20 protein-coding genes are annotated in these 22,368 nt (G+C 69.9%); 10 read left to right on the top strand and 10 right to left on the bottom strand.

The features are described 5' to 3' along the window. Window positions 1-8: 8 nt before the first annotated feature. Both ACIBL3_RS15725 and ACIBL3_RS15720 read right to left on the bottom strand, forming a co-directional pair. A complete protein-coding gene (locus ACIBL3_RS15725; RefSeq protein WP_396354020.1) occupies window positions 9-878 on the bottom strand; it encodes a polysaccharide deacetylase in 870 nt (289 codons plus the stop codon). Next, complete coding sequence (locus ACIBL3_RS15720; RefSeq protein WP_396354018.1) at window positions 875-2,002, bottom strand: tRNA-dihydrouridine synthase; 1,128 nt, start codon at window positions 2,000-2,002, stop codon at window positions 875-877. The genes ACIBL3_RS15725 and ACIBL3_RS15720 overlap by 4 nt, the downstream gene beginning before the upstream one ends. A 118-nt stretch (window positions 2,003-2,120) precedes the next feature. Between ACIBL3_RS15720 and ACIBL3_RS15715 the strand changes: the two genes are divergently transcribed. Further along, entirely contained in the window at window positions 2,121-2,711 is a 591-nt protein-coding gene (locus tag ACIBL3_RS15715) for a DUF1989 domain-containing protein (protein ID WP_396354016.1), read from the top strand. A 166-nt stretch (window positions 2,712-2,877) separates the two neighbouring features. On the opposite strand, the gene ACIBL3_RS15710 is transcribed toward ACIBL3_RS15715, so the two are convergent. Beyond that, the gene (locus tag ACIBL3_RS15710) at window positions 2,878-4,437 is read right to left on the bottom strand and encodes a PucR family transcriptional regulator (RefSeq protein WP_396354015.1); all 1,560 of its coding nucleotides are present in this window, start codon (window positions 4,435-4,437) and stop codon (window positions 2,878-2,880) included. A 106-nt stretch (window positions 4,438-4,543) separates the two neighbouring features. Here ACIBL3_RS15710 and ACIBL3_RS15705 point away from each other — a divergent pair, with 106 nt between their 5' ends. Both ACIBL3_RS15705 and ACIBL3_RS15700 read left to right on the top strand, forming a co-directional pair. Next, complete coding sequence (locus tag ACIBL3_RS15705) at window positions 4,544-5,950, top strand: purine-cytosine permease family protein (protein WP_396354014.1); 1,407 nt, start codon at window positions 4,544-4,546, stop codon at window positions 5,948-5,950. Continuing rightward, window positions 5,947-6,867 carry an asparaginase gene (locus ACIBL3_RS15700; RefSeq protein ID WP_396354012.1) on the top strand — a complete coding sequence of 307 codons (921 nt, stop codon included), beginning with the start codon at window positions 5,947-5,949 and terminating at the stop codon, window positions 6,865-6,867. The genes ACIBL3_RS15705 and ACIBL3_RS15700 overlap by 4 nt, the downstream gene beginning before the upstream one ends. Window positions 6,868-6,870: 3 nt before the next feature. Here the strand turns inward: ACIBL3_RS15700 and ACIBL3_RS15695 are convergent, their stop codons facing one another. Genes ACIBL3_RS15695 through ACIBL3_RS15675 form a run of 5 tightly spaced genes read right to left on the bottom strand, consistent with a single transcriptional unit; the run spans window position 6,871 to window position 10,958 of the window. After that, window positions 6,871-7,779, bottom strand: a complete 909-nt coding sequence (locus ACIBL3_RS15695) for a zinc-binding alcohol dehydrogenase family protein (RefSeq protein WP_396354011.1) — start codon at window positions 7,777-7,779, stop codon at window positions 6,871-6,873. 9 nt (window positions 7,780-7,788) lie between these two features. Next, on the bottom strand, window positions 7,789-8,148 hold the full coding sequence (locus tag ACIBL3_RS15690; RefSeq protein ID WP_396354009.1) for a hypothetical protein: 360 nt from the start codon (window positions 8,146-8,148) through the stop codon (window positions 7,789-7,791). After that, window positions 8,145-9,008: a hypothetical protein gene (locus tag ACIBL3_RS15685; RefSeq protein WP_396354008.1), complete on the bottom strand. Its 864-nt coding sequence runs from the start codon at window positions 9,006-9,008 to the stop codon at window positions 8,145-8,147. The genes ACIBL3_RS15690 and ACIBL3_RS15685 overlap by 4 nt, the downstream gene beginning before the upstream one ends. Window positions 9,009-9,018: 10 nt before the next feature. Further along, window positions 9,019-9,798: a citryl-CoA lyase gene (locus ACIBL3_RS15680; RefSeq protein WP_396354006.1), complete on the bottom strand. Its 780-nt coding sequence runs from the start codon at window positions 9,796-9,798 to the stop codon at window positions 9,019-9,021. Continuing rightward, window positions 9,795-10,958: a CaiB/BaiF CoA transferase family protein gene (locus tag ACIBL3_RS15675; protein ID WP_396354005.1), complete on the bottom strand. Its 1,164-nt coding sequence runs from the start codon at window positions 10,956-10,958 to the stop codon at window positions 9,795-9,797. Before ACIBL3_RS15675 ends, ACIBL3_RS15680 begins: the two co-directional genes overlap by 4 nt. 183 nt (window positions 10,959-11,141) lie before the next feature. On the opposite strand from ACIBL3_RS15675, the gene ACIBL3_RS15670 reads away from it, so the two are divergent. Together ACIBL3_RS15670 and ACIBL3_RS15665 are read left to right on the top strand one after the other, a co-directional pair. After that, a complete protein-coding gene (locus tag ACIBL3_RS15670) occupies window positions 11,142-12,605 on the top strand; it encodes an amidohydrolase family protein (protein WP_396354003.1) in 1,464 nt (487 codons plus the stop codon). Further along, complete coding sequence (locus ACIBL3_RS15665; RefSeq protein WP_396354002.1) at window positions 12,602-13,477, top strand: IclR family transcriptional regulator C-terminal domain-containing protein; 876 nt, start codon at window positions 12,602-12,604, stop codon at window positions 13,475-13,477. Before ACIBL3_RS15670 ends, ACIBL3_RS15665 begins: the two co-directional genes overlap by 4 nt. Here ACIBL3_RS15665 and ACIBL3_RS15660 read toward each other — a convergent pair. Then, the gene (locus ACIBL3_RS15660; protein WP_396354000.1) at window positions 13,469-14,722 is read right to left on the bottom strand and encodes an amidohydrolase; all 1,254 of its coding nucleotides are present in this window, start codon (window positions 14,720-14,722) and stop codon (window positions 13,469-13,471) included. The genes ACIBL3_RS15665 and ACIBL3_RS15660 overlap by 9 nt on opposite strands. A gap of 131 nt (window positions 14,723-14,853) precedes the next feature. Then, on the bottom strand, window positions 14,854-15,864 hold the full coding sequence (locus tag ACIBL3_RS15655) for an Lrp/AsnC family transcriptional regulator (protein ID WP_396353999.1): 1,011 nt from the start codon (window positions 15,862-15,864) through the stop codon (window positions 14,854-14,856). A gap of 279 nt (window positions 15,865-16,143) precedes the next feature. Between ACIBL3_RS15655 and ACIBL3_RS15650 the strand changes: the two genes are divergently transcribed. Genes ACIBL3_RS15650 through ACIBL3_RS15630 form a run of 5 tightly spaced genes read left to right on the top strand, consistent with a single transcriptional unit; the run spans window position 16,144 to window position 22,352 of the window. Further along, the gene (locus ACIBL3_RS15650) at window positions 16,144-17,691 is read left to right on the top strand and encodes an ABC transporter substrate-binding protein (RefSeq protein WP_396353997.1); all 1,548 of its coding nucleotides are present in this window, start codon (window positions 16,144-16,146) and stop codon (window positions 17,689-17,691) included. 7 nt (window positions 17,692-17,698) lie between these two features. Further along, window positions 17,699-18,706: an ABC transporter permease gene (locus ACIBL3_RS15645; protein WP_396353996.1), complete on the top strand. Its 1,008-nt coding sequence runs from the start codon at window positions 17,699-17,701 to the stop codon at window positions 18,704-18,706. Next, the gene (locus ACIBL3_RS15640) at window positions 18,693-20,339 is read left to right on the top strand and encodes a dipeptide/oligopeptide/nickel ABC transporter permease/ATP-binding protein (protein ID WP_396353994.1); all 1,647 of its coding nucleotides are present in this window, start codon (window positions 18,693-18,695) and stop codon (window positions 20,337-20,339) included. The genes ACIBL3_RS15645 and ACIBL3_RS15640 overlap by 14 nt, the downstream gene beginning before the upstream one ends. After that, window positions 20,332-21,141: an ABC transporter ATP-binding protein gene (locus ACIBL3_RS15635; RefSeq protein ID WP_396353992.1), complete on the top strand. Its 810-nt coding sequence runs from the start codon at window positions 20,332-20,334 to the stop codon at window positions 21,139-21,141. The genes ACIBL3_RS15640 and ACIBL3_RS15635 overlap by 8 nt, the downstream gene beginning before the upstream one ends. Further along, the gene (locus tag ACIBL3_RS15630) at window positions 21,138-22,352 is read left to right on the top strand and encodes an amidohydrolase family protein (protein WP_396353990.1); all 1,215 of its coding nucleotides are present in this window, start codon (window positions 21,138-21,140) and stop codon (window positions 22,350-22,352) included. Before ACIBL3_RS15635 ends, ACIBL3_RS15630 begins: the two co-directional genes overlap by 4 nt. Window positions 22,353-22,368 lie beyond the last annotated feature (16 nt).

Here is a 22,368-nt window from a genome sequence, read left to right as displayed (position 1 = left end):
AACGAGACTCAGTCCGGGTACACCGTAGGATCGGCGACGACCGACGGCGGCTTCCGTGGTCGGAGCGTGCGGTCGGCACGCGCCAGCGCCGCGAGATCGCGGCAGCGGGCAAAGCTGACGTCGCCGCAGGACTGCGCGTACTCGATCAGCTCCCGGACCGCCAACAGACGACTCGGCCGTCCGGACAGGAACGGATGCAGGCACAGGTTGAACAGGCACCGGTAGTGCCGCATGCCGTCCAGCTCTGCCCGCCACAACTCGAGCACCTGACGGGGCGACTCGATCACCGAGCCGATCTGCGGCTCGGGTAGGTACGCGTACTGCTCCCAGTCGTCCAGCGACCAGTGCACGGGCAACTCGGTGACCGGCCCGCCCTCGACCTCGAGCAGGTACGGCCGATCATCGCCCATCAACGAGGAGTCGTAGGCCAGCCCGTGCTCGGCGATCAGCTCGAGCGTGGTCCGGGTGGCCTCCCACAACGCGGCCCGGTGACCGGCGATCTCGATGCCCTGAGCATCGAAAACCGCCAGCGCCCGCTCGAAGTCGGCCCGCTCCTGCGCCGGGGTCAACGACGTCGGCGCCCGGTGGCTGTAGGAGTGGTGCGCGACCTCGTGCCCGTGCTCGACGATCGTTGCCGCCAGCCCCGGCCGCTGCTCGGCCACCCACCCCGGCACGAAGAAGGTCGCCGGTACGGCGAGCTCGGCCAGCAGCTCCAGGATCCGCGGTACGCCGACCTCCGGCCCGTAAGCCTGGTGCGACATCACCATCAGGTGATCGGCATACTGCCGCCCAGCCGCCAGAATCGGCGTCTCGGCGTCGACATCAAAAGTCAGCGTGACAACGGCCGCCGCACCACCGCGCCACGACAATTCCGTCATGACCGTCCAGTTTGCCACTGCCTTGCGTTGGCCAGGGTTGCCGCGGGCTCGATCAGCCGCCGGTCGAACCGCTCCAGCTCGCGGTCCTCGGCCAGGCGTCGGGGCAGATCCGGGTTGGCCAGTGCACCGCGAGCCAGCGACAGCAGGTCGGCGTGACCGTCGGTCAGCACCTGGTCCGCCTGCGCCGGGTCGTGCATCCCGCCGTTCGCGATCACCGGCAGGCCGGTGACCCGCCGAGCCAGCCCAGTCAGCGTCTGGCCGCCGTGCAGCCTGGCGGTCTCCAGCCAGTTCCGGCCTTCACTCGCGATGTGCAGGTAGCCGATCCCGGTCCCGGCGAGTGCCTCGTAGATCGCCTCGGCCTCGTATGCGCCGCCGGGCCAGCGGTACTCCAGGTCGTTCACCTTGGTCTGCGACAGCCGCACCCCGACCACGAAGCCGGACGGCGTCGCGTCCACGATGGCCCGGGCGACCTCGGCGGTCAGCCGGATCCGGTTCGCGACCGGTCCGCCGTACGAGTCCGTCCGCTGGTTGGTGTAGACGGTGAGGAACTGGTCGAGCAGGTAGCCGTTCGCGCCGTGGATCTCGACCCCGTCGAAACCCGCCTCGGACGCGCGGACGGCGGCGACGGCGAACCCGTCGACGATCTCGTCGATCGCGGCGACCGTGAGCTCGGACGGCACCGGCCACGGCCCGGAGCCGCCGTACTCGGTGAGCATCTCGTTGAGCGGCTGGACGGCGGACGGCCCGACCCGCTCGGTGGTGCGCGGGTTGCCCTGCGAGATCGCGCCGGCATGCATCAGCTGAGCGAGGATCGGGCGTCCCGCGGCGTGGACGCGGTCCGTCACCTGCCGCCAGCCCTCGACCTGGGCCGCGGTGGCGAGTCCAGGCTGGTTGAGGTAGCCCTGGCTGTACGACGAGTCGGGGTAGACGCCCTCGGTGATGATCAGGCCGAACCCGCCGGCGGCGAACTCCGCGTAGTAGTCGGCCATCTCGGCCGTCGGCACACCGTCCGGCGTGGCGGAGACCCGGGACATCGGCGCGACCGCGAAACGGTTCGCCAGCGCCAGGCCGCCGAGGTCGATCGGCTCCAAGGCCGGGTGAACACGAGTCGTTGTGAGATCCATGGCTCTCACTTCACCAGCCGCGAGCACCCGACCGCGATGGACCGATCCACAGCACAGGCCGGAGGACACTGGAGGATCCTCCACTGAACCGCCCGCCCGGGGCTGGTTCGGTGGAGTTATGCAGACTGTCGCGCGCACTCTCGTCCCCGCCCGCACCGGACGCGCCGTCCGGGTCCGCCGCGGCCAATCCGTCCGAGTCGTCGACCTCGCCGGCCAACAGGTCGGCGACCTCTTCGCGTACGTCGCCTCGCCCACCGGCGGCACCGATGAGTACCTGAGCGCGTCCCACACCAGGGCCGCGACCAGCCGGATCTTCCCCGGCCTCGGCGAGAGCTTCGTAACCGATCAGCGCCGGCCGATCCTGACGCTGATCGAGGACACCTCACCCGGCCACCACGACCTGCTGATCGCCGCCTGCGACGACGCCCGGTACGCCGGTCTCGGCGTACCGGATCACCCGTCGTGCGCGCGGAACCTCCGCGAGGCCCTTGGCGTCGATGTCGTCCCGCAGCCGGTGAACGTGTTCATGCACATCCCGGTCCGGGCCGACGGTTCCCTCGACTGGTTGCCAGCAGCAACAGTGCCCGGTGACTCGATCACGTTCCGGGCCGAACTCGACTGCGTCGTCGTGGTCTCGGCCTGCCCGCAGGACCTGACCGTCATCAACGGCGCGGCGCCCACCGACCTCGCCATCGACGTCCTCGACTAGCGCCCCGGCCACCCCGGCCGCCCCGCTCCCCGCGGCTCCGGGCGCTGTGGTGGGTCAGCCCACCAGAGTGGTGGTTCCCACACCGGAGTCTGGTAGGGCAACCCATCTTCTGGTGGGCTGACCCACCAGAGGGGTCGGGGCGTGGGTGGTGGTTGGGGATGCAGTATTAGCGCGACAGCTCGTCCGCTTCGAGGGCCAGGTAGAGGTCGACCCGGTCCTCGGTGCGGGCGACGTCGCGGCCGGTCAGCTCGGTGATCTTCGCCAGCCGGTTCCGCAGCGTGTTCACGTGCACGTACAGGGCGCCCGCGGTCGCGCCGTACTGGCCGTCGTGCGCCAGGAACGCCCGCAGCGTCGTCTCCAGCTCGCCGGCGCGCTGACCGTCGTACTCGCGCAGCGGTCCGAGCACACCGTCTGCGAATCCCTGCAGCGTGCCGGAGTCCTGCAGCCCGAGCAGCAGCCGGTGGGTGCCCAACTCCTGGAACGACGCCACCGCCTGACCACCGCGACGCCGCCGGAGCACCTGACAGGCCTCCCGCGACTGCACCAGCGGGCGCCGCAACTCGGCCGCCGACGCGGCCACCTCACCGAGCCCGACCACCGGACGCCGATCCGCGAACCGCTTCCGCACTGCCGCGCACAAAGCTTCGGCCAGCTCCTTCAGCTCCTGCCGCGGACGCTGCAGTACGGCGACCACGTCCTGACTGCCACCGGCCACGACGACGGCCAGGCTCTCGGCCAGGAAGAAGTCCCCGACCGTCTCCGACAGTCCCGGCGGAGCGGACTCGTTGCCGTCGGCAAAGGCGATGGTGAGCACCACCAACTCCCCCGACGGATCCACCCCGAACGCCCGGAGCCGATCCGGCACCTCCGCGGCACGCTGCGCACCGGACAGGATCATGTCGAGCAACTCGGAGGCGAACCGCAGCTCGATCGCCTGGATCGCCTGCTGCTTGGCCACTTCCAGACTGAGGAACCGAGCCGCCTGGTCGAGCGCATCCTGCTCCGGCTTGGTCAATCGACTCACCGGCCGCAGGCACAGCAGCGCCGCGTCGGTGTCACCCACCGCCCCAACCAAGAACACCGTCGCTCGCCCCTCGTCGCCGCCGAGGTCCACCTCGAGCGGCGGTGGATGCCGGGCCAGTCCGTCGGCAACGATCCGGCGCTGCTCGGCGGTCAACTCCAGCCCCGTCGACGCGAGCGGCCTCGCCATCCGGTCGACGACAGCCAGCGGCAGGTCGTGCTCCCGCCGCAGTACGGCGAGCACGCCGGACGCCCCGGCGCCGCGCGAGATCGCCGAGGCCAGCGCATCGCCCCGGCGGACCATCCCGACCAGGGCATCACGCCGCTGGTCAGTGTGGATCGCGGAGGCAGCCTCGGTCACCGCGGTGAACGGGACCTCGATCGCGATCTCCGCCAGCGGCAGGCCTTCCGCGCGGCACGCCTCGATCAGCTCGGCGGGCGTCGCCGGCGTCTGCGTGCGCAACCCGAACACGATGCCCGCGGCGCCCGCCCTCCGGACACTCGCCGCGAACGCCGCCGGGCTCGTCGCGGACAACCACAGCCCGTTGGTCAGCACGATCTCCCCGGCCCGCACGTACGGCGATGGGTCGGGCAACTCGGTGTTGTGCACCCACAACGCCTCGCGCTCGAGGGCGCCGTCCGGTCCGGGCACGAGCAACCGGAGCCGGAGCGCGGGGTTGCCGATCAGGGCTGCCAGGCTGAGCATGCTGTGAACATATCCAGTCGGATCCGCATTTCACTAGACATCTACCCACTGCCTCGGAGAGGCGGCTGCTGGTTATCTGAGCCAACTCGTTCCCCTGGAGGCCGTCATGACCACCTCATCCGAAGCCGTGCCGTTCGACTCGCACGGGGTTGCGCCGATCCCGCCGGAGCATCGTGACTCCACGCCGCGGGAGCAGTTCTGGATCTGGGCCGGCGCCAACCTGGCGCCGATCAACTGGGTGCTCGGCGCCCTCGGCATCACGCTCGGACTCAGCGTCCTGGAGACGATCCTGGTGGTTGCTCTCGGCAACCTGGTCGGCTGTGCGGTGTTCGGCCTGCTGAACGTGATCGGGCATCGCACCGCGGTCAACCAGATGGTGCTCGGCCGGGCGGCGTTCGGCCGGCGCGGCGCCGTCGTACCAGGGGTCGTGCAGGGTCTGCTGACAATGGCCTGGGTCGGCGTGAACACCTGGGTCGTCCTCGATCTTGCCCTGGCGGTGCTGGGCAAACTCGGGATCCACGGTGGTTTGTGGCTGGAGTACCTGGTCGCGGCGGTGATCATGATCGTCCAGCTCGGTCTCGCGCTGTACGGCTTCTACGCCATCCGCACGTTCGAGAAGTACACCGTGCCGTTGACCGTCGTGGTGATGGCCGTGATGACCGTCCTTGCGCTGAGCCAGGCCGACCTGCGGATGACCGCGGCCACCGCGATCACCCCGGCCGAGAAGCTGACCGCGATCACTCAGCTGACGACGGCGATCGGCGTGGGCTGGGGCATCAGCTGGTTGCCGTACTCGGCCGACTACAGCCGCTTCGTCCGTCCGCAGGCGTCCTCGCGATCCGTGTTCTGGTCGACCGCCCTCGGCATGTACATCCCGACCGTCTGGCTCGCCGCGCTCGGCGCCTGCCTGGCCGGTGCGGGCACCGGTAGCGACCCGTCCGCACTGGTGATCAACGCGTTCGGCGTGATGGCGGTGCCGGTCCTGCTGCTGATCATGCACGGCCCGATCGCGACCAACATCCTGAACCTCTACTCCTGCTCACTCGCCGCGCTGTCGATCGGCATCACCGTCGCACGCTGGAAGCTCACGCTGCTGGCCGGGCTGGTCGCGTCCGCGGTGCTCGTGGCCTTCGTCCGCGCGGACAGTTTCGGTCACGCCTTCGACAGCTGGATGGTGTCGATCCTGGTCTGGATCAGCCCGTGGAGCGCGATCGTCGTGGTCGACTACCTGGTCCTGCGCCGCGGCCGCCTGAACATCCAGGCCCTGTACGCCGACCCGTCGCCGTACGGATCGTGGAACCCGCGGGCCTTGGTCAGCCTCGTCCTCGGAATTCTCGCGGGCTGGAGCTGGCAGTACGGCCTGGTGCCGGAGATGCAGGGCCCGATCGCGATCGCCTTGAACAACACCGACTTCTCCTGGCTGTCCGGGGCGCTGGTCGCGGGTGGCGTGTACTACCTGGCGAGCCGGCGGGTCGTCGTACGGACGGCGGAGCTGAGTCTGGAGGGCCGGTGACGGTTCGGGTCCTGACGACGGGAGGCACCATCGCCTCCCGTCCCGCTCCCGACGGGTCGGTCACTGTCGCTCTGGGCGGCGCGGAGCTGGTCGAGGCCGCGCCGGTCCGGGAGATCCTGCGCAAGCACAGCTTCGCGTTCACCGGTTCGGATCTCCTGACCATCGCACGGGAGGTGCTGGCCGAGACCGCCGCCGGCGACGCGGTCGTCGTGACGCACGGCACCGACACCATGGAGGAAACGGCGTACCTGCTCGATCTCGTCAATCCGCCCGCACCGGTCGTGCTGACCGGAGCACAGCGGCACGCGGGCGAGCCGGACTCCGACGGGCCGCGCAACATCGCGGACGCCATCCTGGTCGCGGGTTCGGCGGCGGCTCGCGGCCTCGGTCCGCTGCTGGTCATGGACGGTCGGATCCACGCGGCGCGGCAGGCGGTGAAGGCACACACGCAGGCGCCGGACGCGTTCCGGTCCTTCGGCGGTCCGATCGGCGAGGTACGGCGGGACGAGGTACGGATCTGGTCGACGCCGCAGCGACCGCCTGGCTTTCCAATCCCTGCCGAACTACCTCGCGTCGACATCGTCACGTCGTACGTCGACGCCGGCGGAGAGCAACTCGCGGCCTGCCGAGCCGCGGGCGCCGCCGGCGTGGTGCTCGAGGCTCTCGGAGTCGGAAACCCTACGCCCGGCTTGCTGGCCGAGGTCCGCACTTGTCTCGACGCGGGTCTGCCGGTCGTCGTCACCAGCCGGTGCGCGGGCGGACCGACTGCAGCCGTCTACGGGTCCGGTGGTGGTGCCGATCTGAAGGCTGCCGGTGCCCTGATGGCCGGACCGCTCCCGTCGTCGAAGGCGCGCATCCTGTTGTCGGTCGCGCTCGCGTCTGCGGCCGTGCACCGCCTTCCCGAGCACTTCCGGTGAGGCTCAGATCGTCAGGACGAGCCGACCTGCCGTCCGACCGGACGATTGCCGCTCCCACGCCGCCTCGATCTCCGCCAGTGGCGCACTCTCGTAGGCGACCTTGATGCCACGTTCCAGCACCGAGGTGAGGGCGTCCCGGCGTTGCTCGGGGGTGAGCGCGTTGTTGGTGTAGCCGAGGATGCTCGCCGAGCGGCTGCGCAGGATCGCTGACGAGAACGTTGCTTCGTCTCCCGAAGCACCCCCGAGATTCACCAACCGACCACCTGGCGCCAGCAACCGCCCCGCCGCTGTCGCCACCGCGCCGAAGACCGGATCCACCACGACGTCGAAGCTGCCCTCGAGCTCGTCCGCGGCGACCACCTCGTCCGCACCCGCCCCCAACGCGCGACCCCGAGCCTCCGCAGACCGGCACACAGCAACGACACCGCTGGCCCCAAGCACCCGCGCTGCCCCGATCGCCGCCTGCCCAACAGCTCCACCGCCGCCAAGGACAAGCACCCGCTCCCCCGGTTGCAACTGAGCCCGCCAGGTCAACACCATCCACGCGGCCACCCCGGACAGACCGATCGCAGCCACCTCGGCATCCGGCACGGCCGTGTCGAGGACCACCAGATCCTCGTCCGGCACAGCGCAGTACTCGGCGAAGCTCCCGTCCCCCGGCGACATCCCGGCCGAGGTCGCGAAGAACACCCGCTCTCCGGTGCTCTCGACCACGCCGACACCCTGAACCCCTGGCACGTAAGGGATGTCCGGCGGCCCGAAGTACGACGTACCCGAAGCACACAACACATCCAGCGGTACGACGGGCGCCGCGGTGACGCGGACGATCGACTGCCCTTCCGACGGGACGGGGTCCGGGTGTTCACCGTGGACCGGTGCTTCACCGTGACCACGCAGGACTCCAGCTCGCACGGCGCTCTCCTAGGTGGCGATGTCCGGGTAGGGCAGACGCAAGTGTTCCATGGCCTTGCCGTAGGCCTTCTGGTACTCCAACGGTCCGTGGTCACGCTCGAACATCGCGATGAACAGCGTCAAGGTGAGGAACGGATGCGCGCCCATCCGGAACAGCGTCACGTGATCCTGCGCGACCAGCGCCTGCCGCTCCTCGTCGGTGAACGCAAGCCAGGTCGACTGCTCACCGGACGTGCAGTTCAGAATCCGGTTGGCCATCTCGGCCTCCCACCAGGCGACCGTCCCGGCGGCGTCCGCGCGGTACCGCTCCACCAGCTCCGGATCGCGGTCGATCGTGAAGAGGAACTTGTCCAGCAAGTACCTGCTCATGCCGGGACTCCGTTCGGGTACCAGGTGAAGTACGCCTCCATGGTGTGGAACAGGTCGAGCGAGTCGACGTGGTCGGCCTTCGCGCCGGCTCCGGCGACGCCCATCATCAGCATGAAGTCCATGAACCCGTGGGTCGCGTTGCCCGGCAGGTGCAGGCTGTCCAGCGTCACCTCGGCCAGGCAGCCCTCGATGTCACCGCTCGCGATCCAGTCGACCGCCTTCCGGTCGAACTCCGGATCGGGGCCGTGGGCACCGAACTGCCGCGGACCGCCGAGCTCCAGCGACAGGTGCCCGGTGCCGATGATCGCGACCCGCCTGTCGTCCGGCCAGGACTCGACCAGCTGCCGGATCGTCCGGCCCAGCTCGACGAACCGCTTCGGCTGCGGCAGCGGCGGCGCGAAGATGTTGGTGTAGATCGGCACGATCGGCAGGTCCGCCTGCGGCCGCAGCGTGATGATCGGGCAGGTGATGCTGTGGTCGATCCGCAGCTCGTTGCTGAAGGCAAGGTCGAAGCCGGCGTCCAGGCCGTTACGCAGGATGTGCGCGGACAGCCGCTCCTCCCCCGGCAACGTCATCCGCGGCAGCCCGAACTCGCGCTCCTCGTTGTACCAGTTCGCGTCGAAGTACGGCGCCTTGCCGACCAGGAACTGTGGCATGTTGTCCAGCCACAGCTGGTGGAAGTGGTCACTGCCGACCATCACCAGGATGTCCGGCCGGGCCTTGGTCAGGGTCTCCCGGAACGCCTCGATCTTGGCCACCCACTCGTCCGCGAACGGCGGCCGGTCGGCGCCGGTCGACGTACTCGCGCGGTAGTAGAACGGGTGGTGGGTGGAGGCGATGACCGCGACGACTGTGGCCATTGGCTGCTCCTTATCCGGTCGGGTCGACGTAGACCGCGTTGCGGTCGACGGTGAGGTAGGCGTCCATGCCGATCGGGCGGCGGCGTTCCTCGGCGAGCTGCCCGAGGAGGCCGGCGGCCCTGGCCAGCAAGGCGAATCCGCGCAGCAGCTCGACCGGCAGGCCGAGGTCGGCGAGCGCGGCGCCGCAGACGCCGGCGCCGTTCAGCGGAAGCTTGCGGCCGAGCACCTGTTCATGCACCCGCCCGATCGCCTGGAACAACAGCAGGTGCGGTCCGAGCAGCCCTTCCTCGTCCGCGATGCCGATCAGCACGGGCGTGCGCGGGTCCTGAACCTTGTGCACGGGATGCCCGAGCCCGGGAACGAACTTGCTGCCGGCCTTCGCCTGCTGCACGACTTCCAGCGCAAGTGCGTCCCAGCCGGCGTCATCGGTCGGCAGTTCCCGTCCTTCGATCGCGCGGTGCAGGAACATCCCACAGTCCTCGGTGACACCAAGGAACCGGGAGCCGCCGCCAAGCAGCCCGGCGGCGAGCGCTCCCTGCAAGGAATCAGGTGCCGACAGGTACGTCAGCCGAGCCGCGATCGCCGTCGGCGTGAAGCCGTGATCGGCCAGCGCCACCAGAACTGCCTCGAAGAGTCGGGTCTCCGACGGCGTCGGTCGGCGCAGAGCGACCAGCCAGAAGGCCAACTCGCCGAAGCCGACCTTGCCCATCAGGTCGGCCGTCAGATCCTGACCGAGCAGGCGGATCTCGTCGGCGGTCGAGGTACCGAGTGACGTGGGAAAGGTCGTCATGCCGAACGCTCCTCGTCGGTCAGCCAGCGGCGCAGCTCGGCGCCGTGCTCGTCCAGCTCCGGCGGTGGCAGCCGGTACGACGCCTGCGTCTCGGAGAACGTGATCGGGTTCCGCACGGTCGGGATGTCGCCGACCGTCACCACCGGGTCGAGGCCGATGTCCTCGGCGAAGGCGACCCCGCTGTCGATCGTGTTGATCGGCCCGCACGGGACTCCGGCGGCGATGATGTCGCGGAACCACTCCAGCTTGGTCCGGGTTCGCAGCCGCTCGACCAGCAGCGGCCGCAGGTCCTCCCGGTTCGCGGTCCGCTTCTCGTTCTGGTCGAACCGCTCGTCATCGGCCAGTTCCGGGACGCCGAGCACCTCGGTCAACCGGCGGAACTGCCCGTTGTTCCCGGCAGTGATGATCAGCTCACCGTCGGAGCACGGCAACGGCTCGTACGGGAACAGGCTCGGGTGGCTGTTCCCCATCCGCAGCGGTACGACGCCGCCCGCGACGTACGCGCTCGACTGGTTCACCAGACCGGACAGGGCGGACGACAGCAGGTTGACCTCGACGTGCTGGCCGCGACCGGTCTCGTGCCGGGCGTTCAGCGCGGACAGGACGCCGATCGTCGCGTGCAGCCCGGCCATTACGTCGAACACCGAGATCCCGGCCCGGAACGGCTCACCGTCCGGGTCGCCGGTGAGGCTCATCAGACCGGAGATGGCCTGCACGATCAGGTCGTACCCCGGCAGCACCGCCCCCTTCGGCCCACTGCCGAAGCCGCTGATCGACGCGTAGACGACCCGCGGGTTCGAGGCCGCGACCGTGTCGTAGTCCAGCCCGAACCGGGCCAGCCCGCCCGGCTTGAAGTTCTCCAGGACGACATCGGCCCGCCGGGCCAGCTCCTGCGCCGCGGCCAGGTCCTTCGGCTCCTTCAGGTCGAGCGCGATCGACCGCTTGTTCCGGTTGACCGCGAGGTAGTACGTCGAGATGCCGTCGCGGACCGGTGGCTGCCACGAGCGGGTGTCGTCACCGCCGGGCGCCTCGACCTTGACCACCTCGGCGCCGAGGTCGGCGAGCAGCATGGTCGCGTACGGGCCGGCCAGGATCCGGGAGAAGTCCGCGACCAGCAACCCGGCCAGCGGCCCGCGCGAGTCCGCCGCAGCATCGGGCACGACCTCACTCCTTCCGGACACTTGTCCGCAACTGCTCCGTCGCCTCAGTCTGCGAGCGCGGCCTTCGCCTGTCAAGGAGCGGTCAGCGAGCCCTTGACACCGCTCGGGAGCGCTCGGATAGTGACGATGGAGCCGTCGTGACCGGCATACGGACGTATGTCCGGCGAGAGTCTGGAGGGGATCATGACCATTGCCGAGACGCCGGTGGCGGGCCGGCCGGTACTACTGCGCGGCGGGACCGTGCTGACGATGGACGACAACCACACCGTGCTGACCGAGGGCGACGTACTGGTCGTCGACGACCGGATCGAGGCCGTCGGCGCGTCCCTCGACGCACCCGAGGGGACGCAGGAGGTCGACGCCCGCGGCGGAATCGTGATGCCGGGGATGATCGACACGCACCGGCACATGTGGCAGACCGCGATGCGCGCGTACGGCGCCGACTGGACGCTGACGCAGTACTTCGTGTGGTACTACCTCGAGCACGGCAAGACCTTCCGGCCCGAGGACATCCACGCCGGCAACCTGACGTCCGCGTGGGAGTCGCTCGAGGCCGGTGTCACCACCACGGTGGACTGGTCGCACGGGTTGCAGTCCGTCGACCACGCCGAGGCGGCGGTGGACGCGCTGCGGTCCGTCCCCGGCCGGTTCGTCCTTGCCTACGGCAACATTCAGGCCGGGCCGTGGGAGTGGACCGCGCAGCCGCCGGTCCGCGCGTTCCTGGAGCGGTTGCGCGACGACGACCGGCTCGGTCTCCAGCTCGCGTTCGACGTCACCGGCGACCCGTCGTTCCCCGAACGGGCCGCGTTCGAGGTGGCTCGTGAGCTCGGGCTCGGGGTGACCACGCACGCCGGGGTCTGGGGCGCGACGAACGACGACGGTATCCGGCTGATGCACGAGAACGGCTTCATGACGCCGCAGAACATCTACGTGCACGCGGCCACGCTGACCGAGGACTCCTACCAGCGGATCGCCGCGACCGGTGGCTCCGTCTCCGTCTCGACCGAGTCCGAGCAGAGCGCCGGTCAGGGCTACCCACCCACCTGGCAGGTCCGCAAGTACGGCATCCCGGTGTCGCTGTCGATGGACACCAGCGTCTGGTGGAGCGGCGACCTGTTCACCGCGATGCGTACGACGCTCGGCGCCGACCGGGCCCGCGAGCACCTCGAGGCCCACATGAAGGGCGACACCGTGACGCACAGCCACCTGCGGGCCGAGCACGTGGTCGACTGGGCCACCCGCGGTGGCGCGAAGGCGATCGGCCGGGACGACCTGGGCAGTCTCGAGCCCGGGAAGAAGGCGGATGTGGTCCTGATCAAGAACGACAACTCACCGGTGTCGTTCCCGCTGGTCAACCCCTACGGGCACGTGGCGTTCCAGGCGCAGCGTGGCGACGTCCACACAGTGCTGGTCGACGGGCGGGTGGTGAAGTCCGCGAACCAGTTGGTCGGCGTCGACCTGCCCGCCGTACGGCGGAGTGTCGAAGCGACCGTGGACTTCCTCCGCGGCGCGCTCGGCGACGAGGCGTGGGCCGGCGGGATGAACCCGGACCTGCCGAAGGACGAGGTGTTCGACAACCCGTACCAGTACACCGAGTACAAGTCCGAGTCGACGCGCGAGGCCCGCGGCACGATGTTCGGCGAGTGACCTCAGTAGGCTGCGACGGTACGTCGTACGACGGGAGGCAGGAACTGATGGCAGGACGTGGCGCGGGCCCGGATTTCGTCGAGTCGCTGGCTCGCGGGCTTGACGTGCTCGCCTGCTTCGACGCGAACCACCGCGCCATGTCGCTGTCCGAGGTGGCGGCAGCAGCCGGGCTGGCCCGGCCGACGGCCCGCCGGCTGCTGCTGACGCTGGAGGAGCTCGGGTTCGTCCGGTCGACCGACGGCTCGTTCCAGCTCACCCCGAAGGTGCTGACGCTCGGCATGGCGTACGTCGGCGCCCTCGGGCTGTGGGACATCGCGAAACCGCACCTCGAAGCGCTGGTCGCGCGCACCGGCGAGTCGTCGTCGATGGCGCAGCTCGACGGCTCCGACATCGTCTACGTCGCCCGGGTGTCGGTGCCGAAGATCATCGCGCTCCGGGTCGACATCGGCACTCGCTTCCCGGCCGCCCAGACGTCCCAGGGCAAGGTGTTGCTCGCCGCCCTCTCCCCCGCCGAGCTAGCGGACACCCTCGCGTTGCCGAGCCGGGCAGGTCTCCCGCCGTACATCGGCCGGACCGCCGACCAGCTGCGCGACGAGCTGACGGAGATCCGCGCCCGCGGCTGGGCCCTGGCCGACGAGGAGCTCGCCCCCGGCGTCCGCTCGGTCGCCGCCCCGGTCCGCGACGGCACCGGAACCGTCCGCGCCGCCATGAACGTCACCGTCCACGCCGCCGAAACCACCACCGACAAACTCCTGCACGACTTTCTCCCCCTCCTCCTCCGCACCGCCGGCGACGTCAGCGCCGAATGGGCCCTGTACCAATCGCGCCCCCACCACGAACTCCCGCAGCCCACGCGCGAATCGTCAGCTTGAGCGGATCAGCGCCTCGAGCGTGTCGATGCCGATGGCAATGGCTTCCTCGTCGATGTCGAAGGTCTCGCTGTGGTGCGGTCCGGGGCTCGACGCGCCGACCATGACGTAGGCGCCCTGGCCGCCGCGTGCCTGGACGTGCCTGATCAGCAGGTTGGCGTCGTCGCTGCCGGCCAGCGTCTGGGTCCGGATCACGTCGGCGACCGATGGCTGAGCGGTGGCGGCCGCGACGACGCGGTCGATCAGTTCGTCGTCGGGTGCGAGGGTGGCGGACTGACCCATCACCGCGATGTCCGCGTCGACGCCTTGGGCGGCCGCCGTACCGGCGACGATGGAGCGGATCCGGTCGACCAGCTCGTCGACGACGGTGTCGTCGGTCGCGCGGGCCTCGCAGGTCATCACGGCCGAGGACGGGACGATGTTCACACCGTCACCGGCGACCAGGGTGCCGACGTTCAGCCGGGTGTCCGCGGAACTGAAGCGCGGCACGGCCATGATCGCCAGTGCAGACATCGACGCCGCGAGCAACGCGTTGCGGCCGGCCTCCGGTGCGCCCGCTGCGTGCGACGCCCTGCCGTCGAAGTTGACCTTCAGCTTGCGGGTTGCCATGCCACCGGTGAAGCTGCCGATCACCGTGCCGGCCGGCATCCCGCCAGCCAGGTGGATCGCGAGCATCCGATCGATGCCGTCGGCAACACCGGCGTCGATCATCGTCTGCGCGCCCCGGACCCCTTCCTCAGCGGGCTGGAACAGCACCCGCAGCGATCCGGCGAAGTCGTGGTCGGCCAGGCGGTGCAGGAGGCCGACACCGATGGTCGCGTTCGCGTCGTGGCCGCAGGCGTGCATGGCGCCGTTCGTCGCGGCGAACCCCTGCGCCGCCGGGAAGTGGTCCGGATCGGCGGACTCGCGCATCGGTAGCGCGTCGACGTCCACCCGCAGTCCCCATACCGGCCCCGGTCGATTTCCGGCGAGATCCACCACCAGGGCGGTGCCGTTCTCCCGGAAGTACCGCGCCCGCTCCGCCGCCGTCCCCGCCGCGACCGCGGCCGCCTCCCACCGATCCAACGTTTCCGGAGCCGGGTAGTCGACGACGGCCGAGAGGTCGTGCGCCTCCTTCCCGGTCCGCACCGCGACCGGCAAGCCCGCGATCGCTCGCTCGATCCGGGCCGCGGTGCCGATCTCGGCGAACGCGGGCTCGGCGTTGCGGTGCAGTTCCCGGCGCAACGCACGGAGCTGCTCGAACTCCACTCCAGACCTCTTTCCCTAGCTTTCCCTGGGCGAAAACGTTCGCTCAGGGTAGGGAGAGGTACGGCGATCTACTGCCGGATCCCGGAAAGTCGGCACGAAACCGCACGATCCGGCCCGGGTGCTGCACGAAGTCAGTCCTCGAAGACCGGCTGGCTGCTGACCGGGACGTAGCGCAGCCGCCGGCTGTCCAGGTCGAGGATGTACCCGGTCCGCTTGGCGATCCGCGGCACGATCCAGCGGTCCTTGATCAGCACCCGCGGGAAGACCGCGCCGAGTTTGCTCTCGATCTCGTCCAGTTCCTGCAGGTTGTGCAGCCAGAGGAACACCGCCAGGTTCGCCTCCCCGGTCACCGACGCGCAGAACCGGACCTGGTTCAGCTGCCGGAACGACGCTACGATGCGCTCCAGATCGGGGTGCTGGACGTTCAGCCACAACACCGCTCCGGCCGACCAGCCGAGTAGCGTGTGCGCGAAGTCGACCCGCCAGCGCACCCAGCTCGCGGCCAGCAGCGCGTCGATGTCGCGCGACAGCACCGGCAGCGACCGTCCGAGCTCACGTTGCAGCTCGGCGGTGGTCCGCCGTACGTCGGTGCCGAGCGCGTCGATGATGTCGCGGTAGGCGGCCTTGCGTTCGACCGGCGGATCGGACGGCCGCAGGTGATGCAGGGCCTTCACCTGGTCCTCGGCGAGCGCCTGCAGCCGCCAGCCCGAGCCCTCGAGGAAGATCGTCCGCAGGTAGTGGGTCCGAGTGCCGACGATGCCCGGCGTCACCGCGATGTTCTCGTCGATGTAGCGGTCCATCGACAACAGGCTGTGCGTCGAGATCATGATGTAGAGATCACGCGGCCCGGACGTGCAGTGCACGCTGAAGATCGGCCCCTGCCGGGCCAGCTCGGCGATCACGTCCCCGCGCCGCCCCGGCGCACAGCGGATCTCGACCAGCGCGGAGACGGTCGGCTCCTGGGAGCGCGCGCCGGCGCCCTCGAAGCAGCTCGTCCACACCTTCCGGTCCTTGGTCAGTGTCGACCAGCGGCGCGAGATCGTGGACGGGTCCACCCGCAGGATCCGGCCCAGCTGCGCCCAGGAGACCCGGGGATGGATCTGCAGCGCGTTGATGATCTGCAGATCCAGTGTGTCGACCATGTCCAGCATCATGCGCCCGGATACCGCACCGCTCCAGTGATCGTGCAGCAGCCGGTCCGCTGAGCGGAAAAGCGGGTTCCGGACGGCCCGGTACGGCGTGAATCCGTGCAACGGCCGTAACGCCACGGAAAGGGGCCGAGCGGGCCCGGCGGGACGAGATCGTGCAGCCGGGCGCGGGTTTGGCCCAATTCCTTGCGCAGTCGGGTCCGGACCACCTGGAACCGGCGGACGCGGTCCTACGCTCCACGCCATTGTTCTCCTGGCCCTGTTGGAGGAGCCGTGTTACGTCAATCTGCTGTTCCCCTGGCGCTGGTCGCCGCGGTCGGCCTGGCTGTCGCCGGATGTGGTGGCCCGGCGAGCTCCGAGTCGCGCGACACGCTCAGCATGTCGCTGAACACCGACCCGGCGACCTTCGACCCGGCGCTGGCCAAGGGCGGCGACGACTACACCGTGGCCCGGTTGCTGTTCGACACCGTGGTCCGCAAGGACGAAGGCAACACGCTGGCGGGCGGGATCGCGTCGGAGTGGAAGGCGATCGACGCGGCGAACTACTCGTTCACCATCCGCGACGGGCTGAAGTGCTCCGACGGCAGTGCGATCACCCCGTCGGTGGTGGCGTCGTCGCTGACCCGCTTCGCCGCGAAGGACACCGGGTCGTCGGGTCGCACGCTGGCGATGGGCTCGGCCACCGCGACGTTCACCGCGGACGACCAGGCCGGCACGGTCAAGGCGAAACTGTCCAAGCCGTGGTCGGACTTCCTCACCGGGCTGACCCTGCCGCAGGCCGGCATCGTCTGCCCGGCAGGGCTGAAGGATCTGAAGGGGCTGGCCGCCGGCACTGTGCAGGGCGCGTTCTCCGGCCCGTACACGTTGACGTCGTCGCAGGCGGCGGTGTCGTACCAACTGACGCTGCGCGACGGCTACGACGCCTGGCCGAAGTTCGCGAAACCGCTCGACGGCAAGCCCGCCAAGCAGCTGAACCTGATGCCGATCACCGACATGGCCACCATCGCCACCCAGATGCTGTCCGGCAGCCTGGACGTCGGCGGCGTGAACGACGAGAACGTGGTCCGGTTCGCCGACAACAGCCAGTTCACCAGTACGACGGCCGCGAACACGACGACGTACCTGCTGTTCAACGAGCGGCCGGGCACGGTGTTCGCCGACCGGCCGGACCTGCGCACGGCCGTGGCGCAGGCGATCGACGCGCAGGCCTTCAGCGACATCATCAGCGGCAAGCGCGGTACGACGATCGCCACCGTCGGGTCGGACAAGGTTGCCTGTGTCAACACCGACAAGGCGCAGCTGGTCGCCCAGAACGCAGCGGCAGCCAAGGCGAAGCTGACCGGCGTCAAGTTCCGCGTCGTCGGTACGACGCTGCTCCGCGGCGGGAACGAGTACATCGGCGAGGCGCTCCGCAAGGCCGGCGCGAACGTCACGGTCAGCTCGCTCGACAACGCGAACTGGGCCACCGTGACAGCGGCCGGCGGAAAGGACTGGGACATCAACGTCCAGGGCGACAACAACCAGCTCGGCACGCTGACGTCGTCGCTGCTGCGGGTGATGGGACCGGCGACCGAGGACGGCGGCCGGAACAAGATGGGCCTGGTCAACGGCGACGGCTACGGCTACGTCCAGAAGGCGATGAGCGAGGTCGACAAGTCCGCGCAGTGTGCCGCCCTGCAAGGCGCGCAGAAGTCGTTCCTCCAACGGGTCGACGCGATCCCGCTGGCCGTGCTGCCCACCACCGTCATCACCGCGAGCGGCGTGAGCATCCGGCAGTTCGACGACTACATCGACCCGGCCACGGTCCGGATCGCCGGTTAGGCCTGTCATGGTTCACGCCGAGGCACTCGCCGAACGCCGTACCACGTCGCCCTGGCTGCACTTCGCCGTACGACGGCTGGCCGGGCTGGCCGCGATCTTCGCCGTCCTGCTGGTGGTGTCGTTCCTGATCGTCCAGCTGATCCCGGGCGATCCGGCGGCGGGACTGGCCGGCGCGAACGCCGACCTGGCCGACATCGAGCGGGTCCGGCAGCAGCTCGGGCTCGACCAGCCGTTGTGGCAACGGTTCACCGACTACGCCGGCGGCGTGCTGTCCGGTGACCTGGGGACGTCGTTCATGTACCGGCAGCCGGTGCTGACGATCATCGAGAACCGGCTGCCGTTCACCGCGACCGTCGCGCTGGCCGGGATCGCGATCGTGCTGCTGGTCGCGATCCCGCTGGGCATGCTGATCGGGGTGCTGACCCAGGGTGGGCGGCGGAAGTGGCTGGACACCGGGTTCGGGTTGGTCACCGGCTTCCTCGACTCGGTGCCGGGCTACGTGATGGCGACGTTCCTGGTGGTGATGTTCGCGCTCGGGATCGGCGTGCTGCCGCTGTTCCCGCCCGCCTACACGCCGCGGTTCGGGTCGGCGTCGTTCGTGCTGCCGATCGCGGCGATCGTGATCGGCCCGATCTGCACGGTGTCCCGGGTGGTGCGGCGGGAGACGGCCGTTGTGCTCGGCAACGACTATCTGCGGACCGCGCGCGGCTGGCGGTTGCCGGCCTGGAAGCGGTACGTGAAGTGGGCGCTGCCGAACCTGCTGACCAGCACGCTCACGGTGAGCGGGCTGGTGCTGACCGGGCTGATCGGCGGCGCGGTCGTGATCGAGTCGGTCTTCGCGCTCCCTGGTCTGGGCAGCGGCATCATCAAGGCGATCCTCGACCGGGACTACCCGGTCATCCAGGCCATGGTGATCGTCATCGGCATGATCGCGGCGCTCATCAACCTGCTCGTCGACGTCCTGCTCGGCCTGATCGACGAACGAACCCTCGGAGGCTCCCATGGCGCGGCGTAGGAACCTCGGGCTCGGCATCGGGCTGAGCCTGCTGGGCGTGATCGTCGTGGTCGCCGTCCTCGCGCCGTTCCTGCTCACAGCCGGAGCGGACGAACTCGGTCCGCGGTTCGCCCCTCCGTCGGGCGATCACTGGCTCGGGACCGATGCTGCCGGTCACGACGTACTGCTGCGGAGCCTGGTCGCGACGCGACTCACGTTGCTGATGACCGTCGCCGCGACTGCGATCGCAGTTGGACTCGGCATCCTCCTCGGCACCGGTGTCTGGCTGCTGCCGCCGCGACTGCGGGAGCTCTGCCTGCGCGCGATCGACGCGATGGTCGCGTTCCCCGGGCTGCTGCTCGCGCTCGTGGTGGCGGCGGTGCTTGGCGCGGGCGGCTCGTCGGCGGTGATCGCGATCGGGCTGGCCGGCATTCCGTACTTCGCGCGTCTCACCGGGAACCTGGCGGCGAAGGTGTCGCAGCAGGAGTTCGTCTCGACCGCACGACTGCTCGGTGTGCGTCCGGCTCGGATCGCGTTTCGGCATCTGCTGCCGAACATGTCGGAGCCGTTGCTGGTGCTGTCCGCGTCGACATTCGCCGCCACCCTGACCGCGATCTCGGCGCTGTCGTTCGTGGGACTCGGTGTGCAGTCACCGTCGTACGACTGGGGAAAACTCCTCAACGAGGCGTTGCCGTCACTGCTGTCGGACCGGCCGTTCCAGCTCGTCGGTCCGGCGGTGCTGATCGTGGTCACCGGGCTCGCCGCGGTGCTGATCGGCGACGGCCTCGCGGCGACCGCCAGCCCGCGTGCCGGCCGGACTGCTTCAAGTGGCGCCACCGAGCGAGCCAGCCAGGGCACTCCTCGGGACGGCTATCTCGTCGACGTGCAGGATCTGGCCATCTCGTGTGACGGCAAGCCGTTGGTGAAAGGGATCTCGTTCGGGATCAAGCCCGGTGAGATCCTCGGCATCGTCGGCGAGAGCGGCTCGGGCAAGACGCTGACCGCGATGTCGCTCGCCCAACTGCTGCCGGACGGCCTGGCCTCGACCGCGACCCGGATGACGATCGGCGACCTGGACCTGCTCGGCCCGGTGCCGCCCAGCCTGCTGGCGCAAACGGTCGGCCTCGTCTACCAGGACCCGGGCTCGACCTTCAATCCCGCGCTCCGGATGGGGACGCAGCTCACCGAAGTACTGCGCACTCACCGGCGACTCGGTCGGCACGAGGCCAGGCGCCGCATCCTCGACGCACTCCGCGTGGTGCGGCTGACCAAGCCCGAGCAGCGCCTCAAGCAGCATCCGCACGAGCTGTCCGGCGGGATGCGGCAACGCGCGATGATCGCGGCGGCGCTCGCGACCGAGCCGCGACTCCTCATCGCCGACGAGCCGACCACCGCGCTCGACGTGACCGTCCAGGCCGAGATCCTGCGCGAGCTGAAGCGGCTGAACAGCGAGTTCGGGACGTCGATCATGGTCATCTCGCACGACCTCGGCGTGGTCCGCGCGTTGTGCCACCGGGTCGTCGTGATGTACCAGGGCGAGCTGGTCGAGGAGATCGAGGCCGGCCGGCTCTCGCCCGGTTGCGTCCAGCACCCCTACACCAAGGCCCTGCTCGAGGCCACCCCCGAACTCACCCTGGAGAATGCGCATGGCTGACGAGACGCCGGCCATCGAGGTCCGCGACCTCGAGGTCGGCTACGGCTGGGGCCGCAGGACGACGCGGGTCCTGCACGGCATCACCCTGGACGTTGCCAAGGGCAACACAGTGGCGGTCGTCGGCGAGTCCGGCTCGGGCAAGTCGACGCTGGCCAAGACCTTGGTCGGAGCGGTCCGCCCGTCCGCGGGTACCGTGACGATCGGTGGGCTCGACGTCACGGCGGCCCGCGGCGCCCGCCGTACGGCGATGCGGCGCAGCGTCCAGCTGATCCCGCAGGACCCGTACTCCTCACTCGACCCGCGACGGACCATCGGCGAGGCGCTCGCCGAGGCGGTCGACCCGCGCCGGGCGAACGTGGGCCGGCACCGCGACCAGATCGTGCAGTGGCTGGAGACGGTCCGGATGCCGGCCGACACCCTGGACCGGTACCCGCACGAGCTCTCCGGCGGCCAGCGGCAGCGCGTCGCGATCGCCCGCGGCCTGATCGTCCGGCCGGAGGTGGTGATCGCCGACGAGATCACCTCCGCGCTCGACGTCTCGGTCCAGGCCGAGATCCTGCGGCTGATCGCCCGGCTGCGGGTCGAGCTGGGCCTGACCATGGTGTTCATCTCGCACAACCTGGCCGTCGTCCGGCAGGTCAGCGACGAGGTCGTGGTGCTGTACCGCGGCGAGGTGGTCGAACACGGACCGGCCGCTCAGGTGTACGGCGATCCGCAGCACGAGTACACCCGCACCCTGCTCAACGCCGTCCCCGGTGCGCCGGGTTTCGACATCGAGCCCCGACGGCGGGAGGTCGCATGAGGTTCGTCAACGCCGACATCATCGACGGCACCGGCGCCGCCCCGATCCGGGGTGGCGTCCTCGACATCACCCCCGATGGCCGGATCGGCTTCGTCGGTACGGCGGCCGCCGCGCCACCGATCGCGGTCGGCGCCGAGTTGCGCGATCTGCGCGGCAAGACGCTGCTGCCCGGGTTCATCGACTGTCACGTGCACCTCGGGTTCAACCTGGCCGACGGTCCGTTCCACGTCGTACAGAACGATCCGGCGCTGGTGGTGCTCGAGTCGGCGGCGCGGATCCGGGCGACGCTCGACGCCGGGGTCACGACCGCGCGTGATCTCGGCGGCCTGACACTCGGGTTCCGGGAGGCGATCGAGCGTGGGCTGATCGGGGGACCGCGGCTGCAGCTCGCCGTACGTCCGATCAGTCACACGGCGGGTCATGGCGACATGCACTTGCACGGCGGGCACGTCGTACCCACGCTGCCCGGGATGATGGAGCTGGCGGACACTGTCGACGAGGTTCGGAAGGCTACGCGGCGGGTGCTGCGCGACGGCGCCGACCTGGTGAAGATCTGCACGACGGGTGGGATGGGCAGCCGGCACGACCAGCCTGATGACGAGGGGCTGCGGCTGGACGAGGTTCGCGGGATTGTCGACGAGCTCGACCGGCACGGTGGCCGGGCGGTGGCCGCGCATGCCCAGGGGCGCAAGGGCATTCTGACCGCGCTCCGGGGCGGGGTCAGGAGTGTCGAGCACGGCTACGGCATCGATGACGAAGGGCTCGACCTGCTCGGTGAGCGCGGGACGTTCCTGGTGCCGACGCTGTCGACGGTGTTCGCGATCGACCAGGCGACGATGCCGCCGTACCACTACGCCAAGAAGGTGAAGTGGTCGGAGCTCACCAAGGAGAACATCGGCAACGCGATCGCCCGGGGCGCACGCATCGCCCTCGGCACGGATGCCGGGGTCTGCCCGCACGGCGAGAACCTGCGCGAGCTCGATCACCTGGTCCAGCTCGGCATGTCCCCGCTGGCGGCGATCGTGTCCGGCACCCGGAACGGCGCGGAGCTGCTCGGTATCGCGGACCAGGTCGGCACCCTGCGGCCCGGTCTGCTCGCCGACGTCGTCGTGACCGACGCCGACCCGCTGCGGGAGATCAAGGCGCTGGGCGACCCGACCCGGATCCAGCTGGTGGTCACGGGCGGCCGGGTGGTCAAGGACCTGACGTGACGGTTCGGTGAGCGGA

The organism is Kribbella sp. NPDC050124, from assembly GCF_044460355.1.
GTDB lineage: Bacteria > Actinomycetota > Actinomycetes > Propionibacteriales > Kribbellaceae > Kribbella.
The sequence above is the reverse complement of the archived record's forward strand: the minus strand, read 5'-3'. Positions and strand labels throughout refer to the sequence as shown.

Excerpts from the sequence above, each read along its gene's own strand:
- ACIBL3_RS15630 (WP_396353990.1), top strand. The coding sequence starts at position 21,138 with ATGAGGTTCGTCAACGCCGACATCATCGACGGCACCGGCGCCGCCCCG.
- ACIBL3_RS15720 (WP_396354018.1), bottom strand. The coding sequence starts at position 2,002 with ATGGATCTCACAACGACTCGTGTTCACCCGGCCTTGGAGCCGATCGAC.
- ACIBL3_RS15705 (WP_396354014.1), top strand. The coding sequence starts at position 4,544 with ATGACCACCTCATCCGAAGCCGTGCCGTTCGACTCGCACGGGGTTGCG.
- ACIBL3_RS15645 (WP_396353996.1), top strand. The coding sequence starts at position 17,699 with ATGGTTCACGCCGAGGCACTCGCCGAACGCCGTACCACGTCGCCCTGG.
- ACIBL3_RS15670 (WP_396354003.1), top strand. The coding sequence starts at position 11,142 with ATGACCATTGCCGAGACGCCGGTGGCGGGCCGGCCGGTACTACTGCGC.
- ACIBL3_RS15635 (WP_396353992.1), top strand. The coding sequence starts at position 20,332 with ATGGCTGACGAGACGCCGGCCATCGAGGTCCGCGACCTCGAGGTCGGC.
- ACIBL3_RS15715 (WP_396354016.1), top strand. The coding sequence starts at position 2,121 with ATGCAGACTGTCGCGCGCACTCTCGTCCCCGCCCGCACCGGACGCGCC.
- ACIBL3_RS15725 (WP_396354020.1), bottom strand. The coding sequence starts at position 878 with ATGACGGAATTGTCGTGGCGCGGTGGTGCGGCGGCCGTTGTCACGCTG.
- ACIBL3_RS15710 (WP_396354015.1), bottom strand. The coding sequence starts at position 4,437 with ATGCTCAGCCTGGCAGCCCTGATCGGCAACCCCGCGCTCCGGCTCCGG.
- ACIBL3_RS15680 (WP_396354006.1), bottom strand. The coding sequence starts at position 9,798 with ATGACGACCTTTCCCACGTCACTCGGTACCTCGACCGCCGACGAGATC.
- ACIBL3_RS15685 (WP_396354008.1), bottom strand. The coding sequence starts at position 9,008 with ATGGCCACAGTCGTCGCGGTCATCGCCTCCACCCACCACCCGTTCTAC.
- ACIBL3_RS15690 (WP_396354009.1), bottom strand. The coding sequence starts at position 8,148 with ATGAGCAGGTACTTGCTGGACAAGTTCCTCTTCACGATCGACCGCGAT.
- ACIBL3_RS15640 (WP_396353994.1), top strand. The coding sequence starts at position 18,693 with ATGGCGCGGCGTAGGAACCTCGGGCTCGGCATCGGGCTGAGCCTGCTG.
- ACIBL3_RS15655 (WP_396353999.1), bottom strand. The coding sequence starts at position 15,864 with ATGGTCGACACACTGGATCTGCAGATCATCAACGCGCTGCAGATCCAT.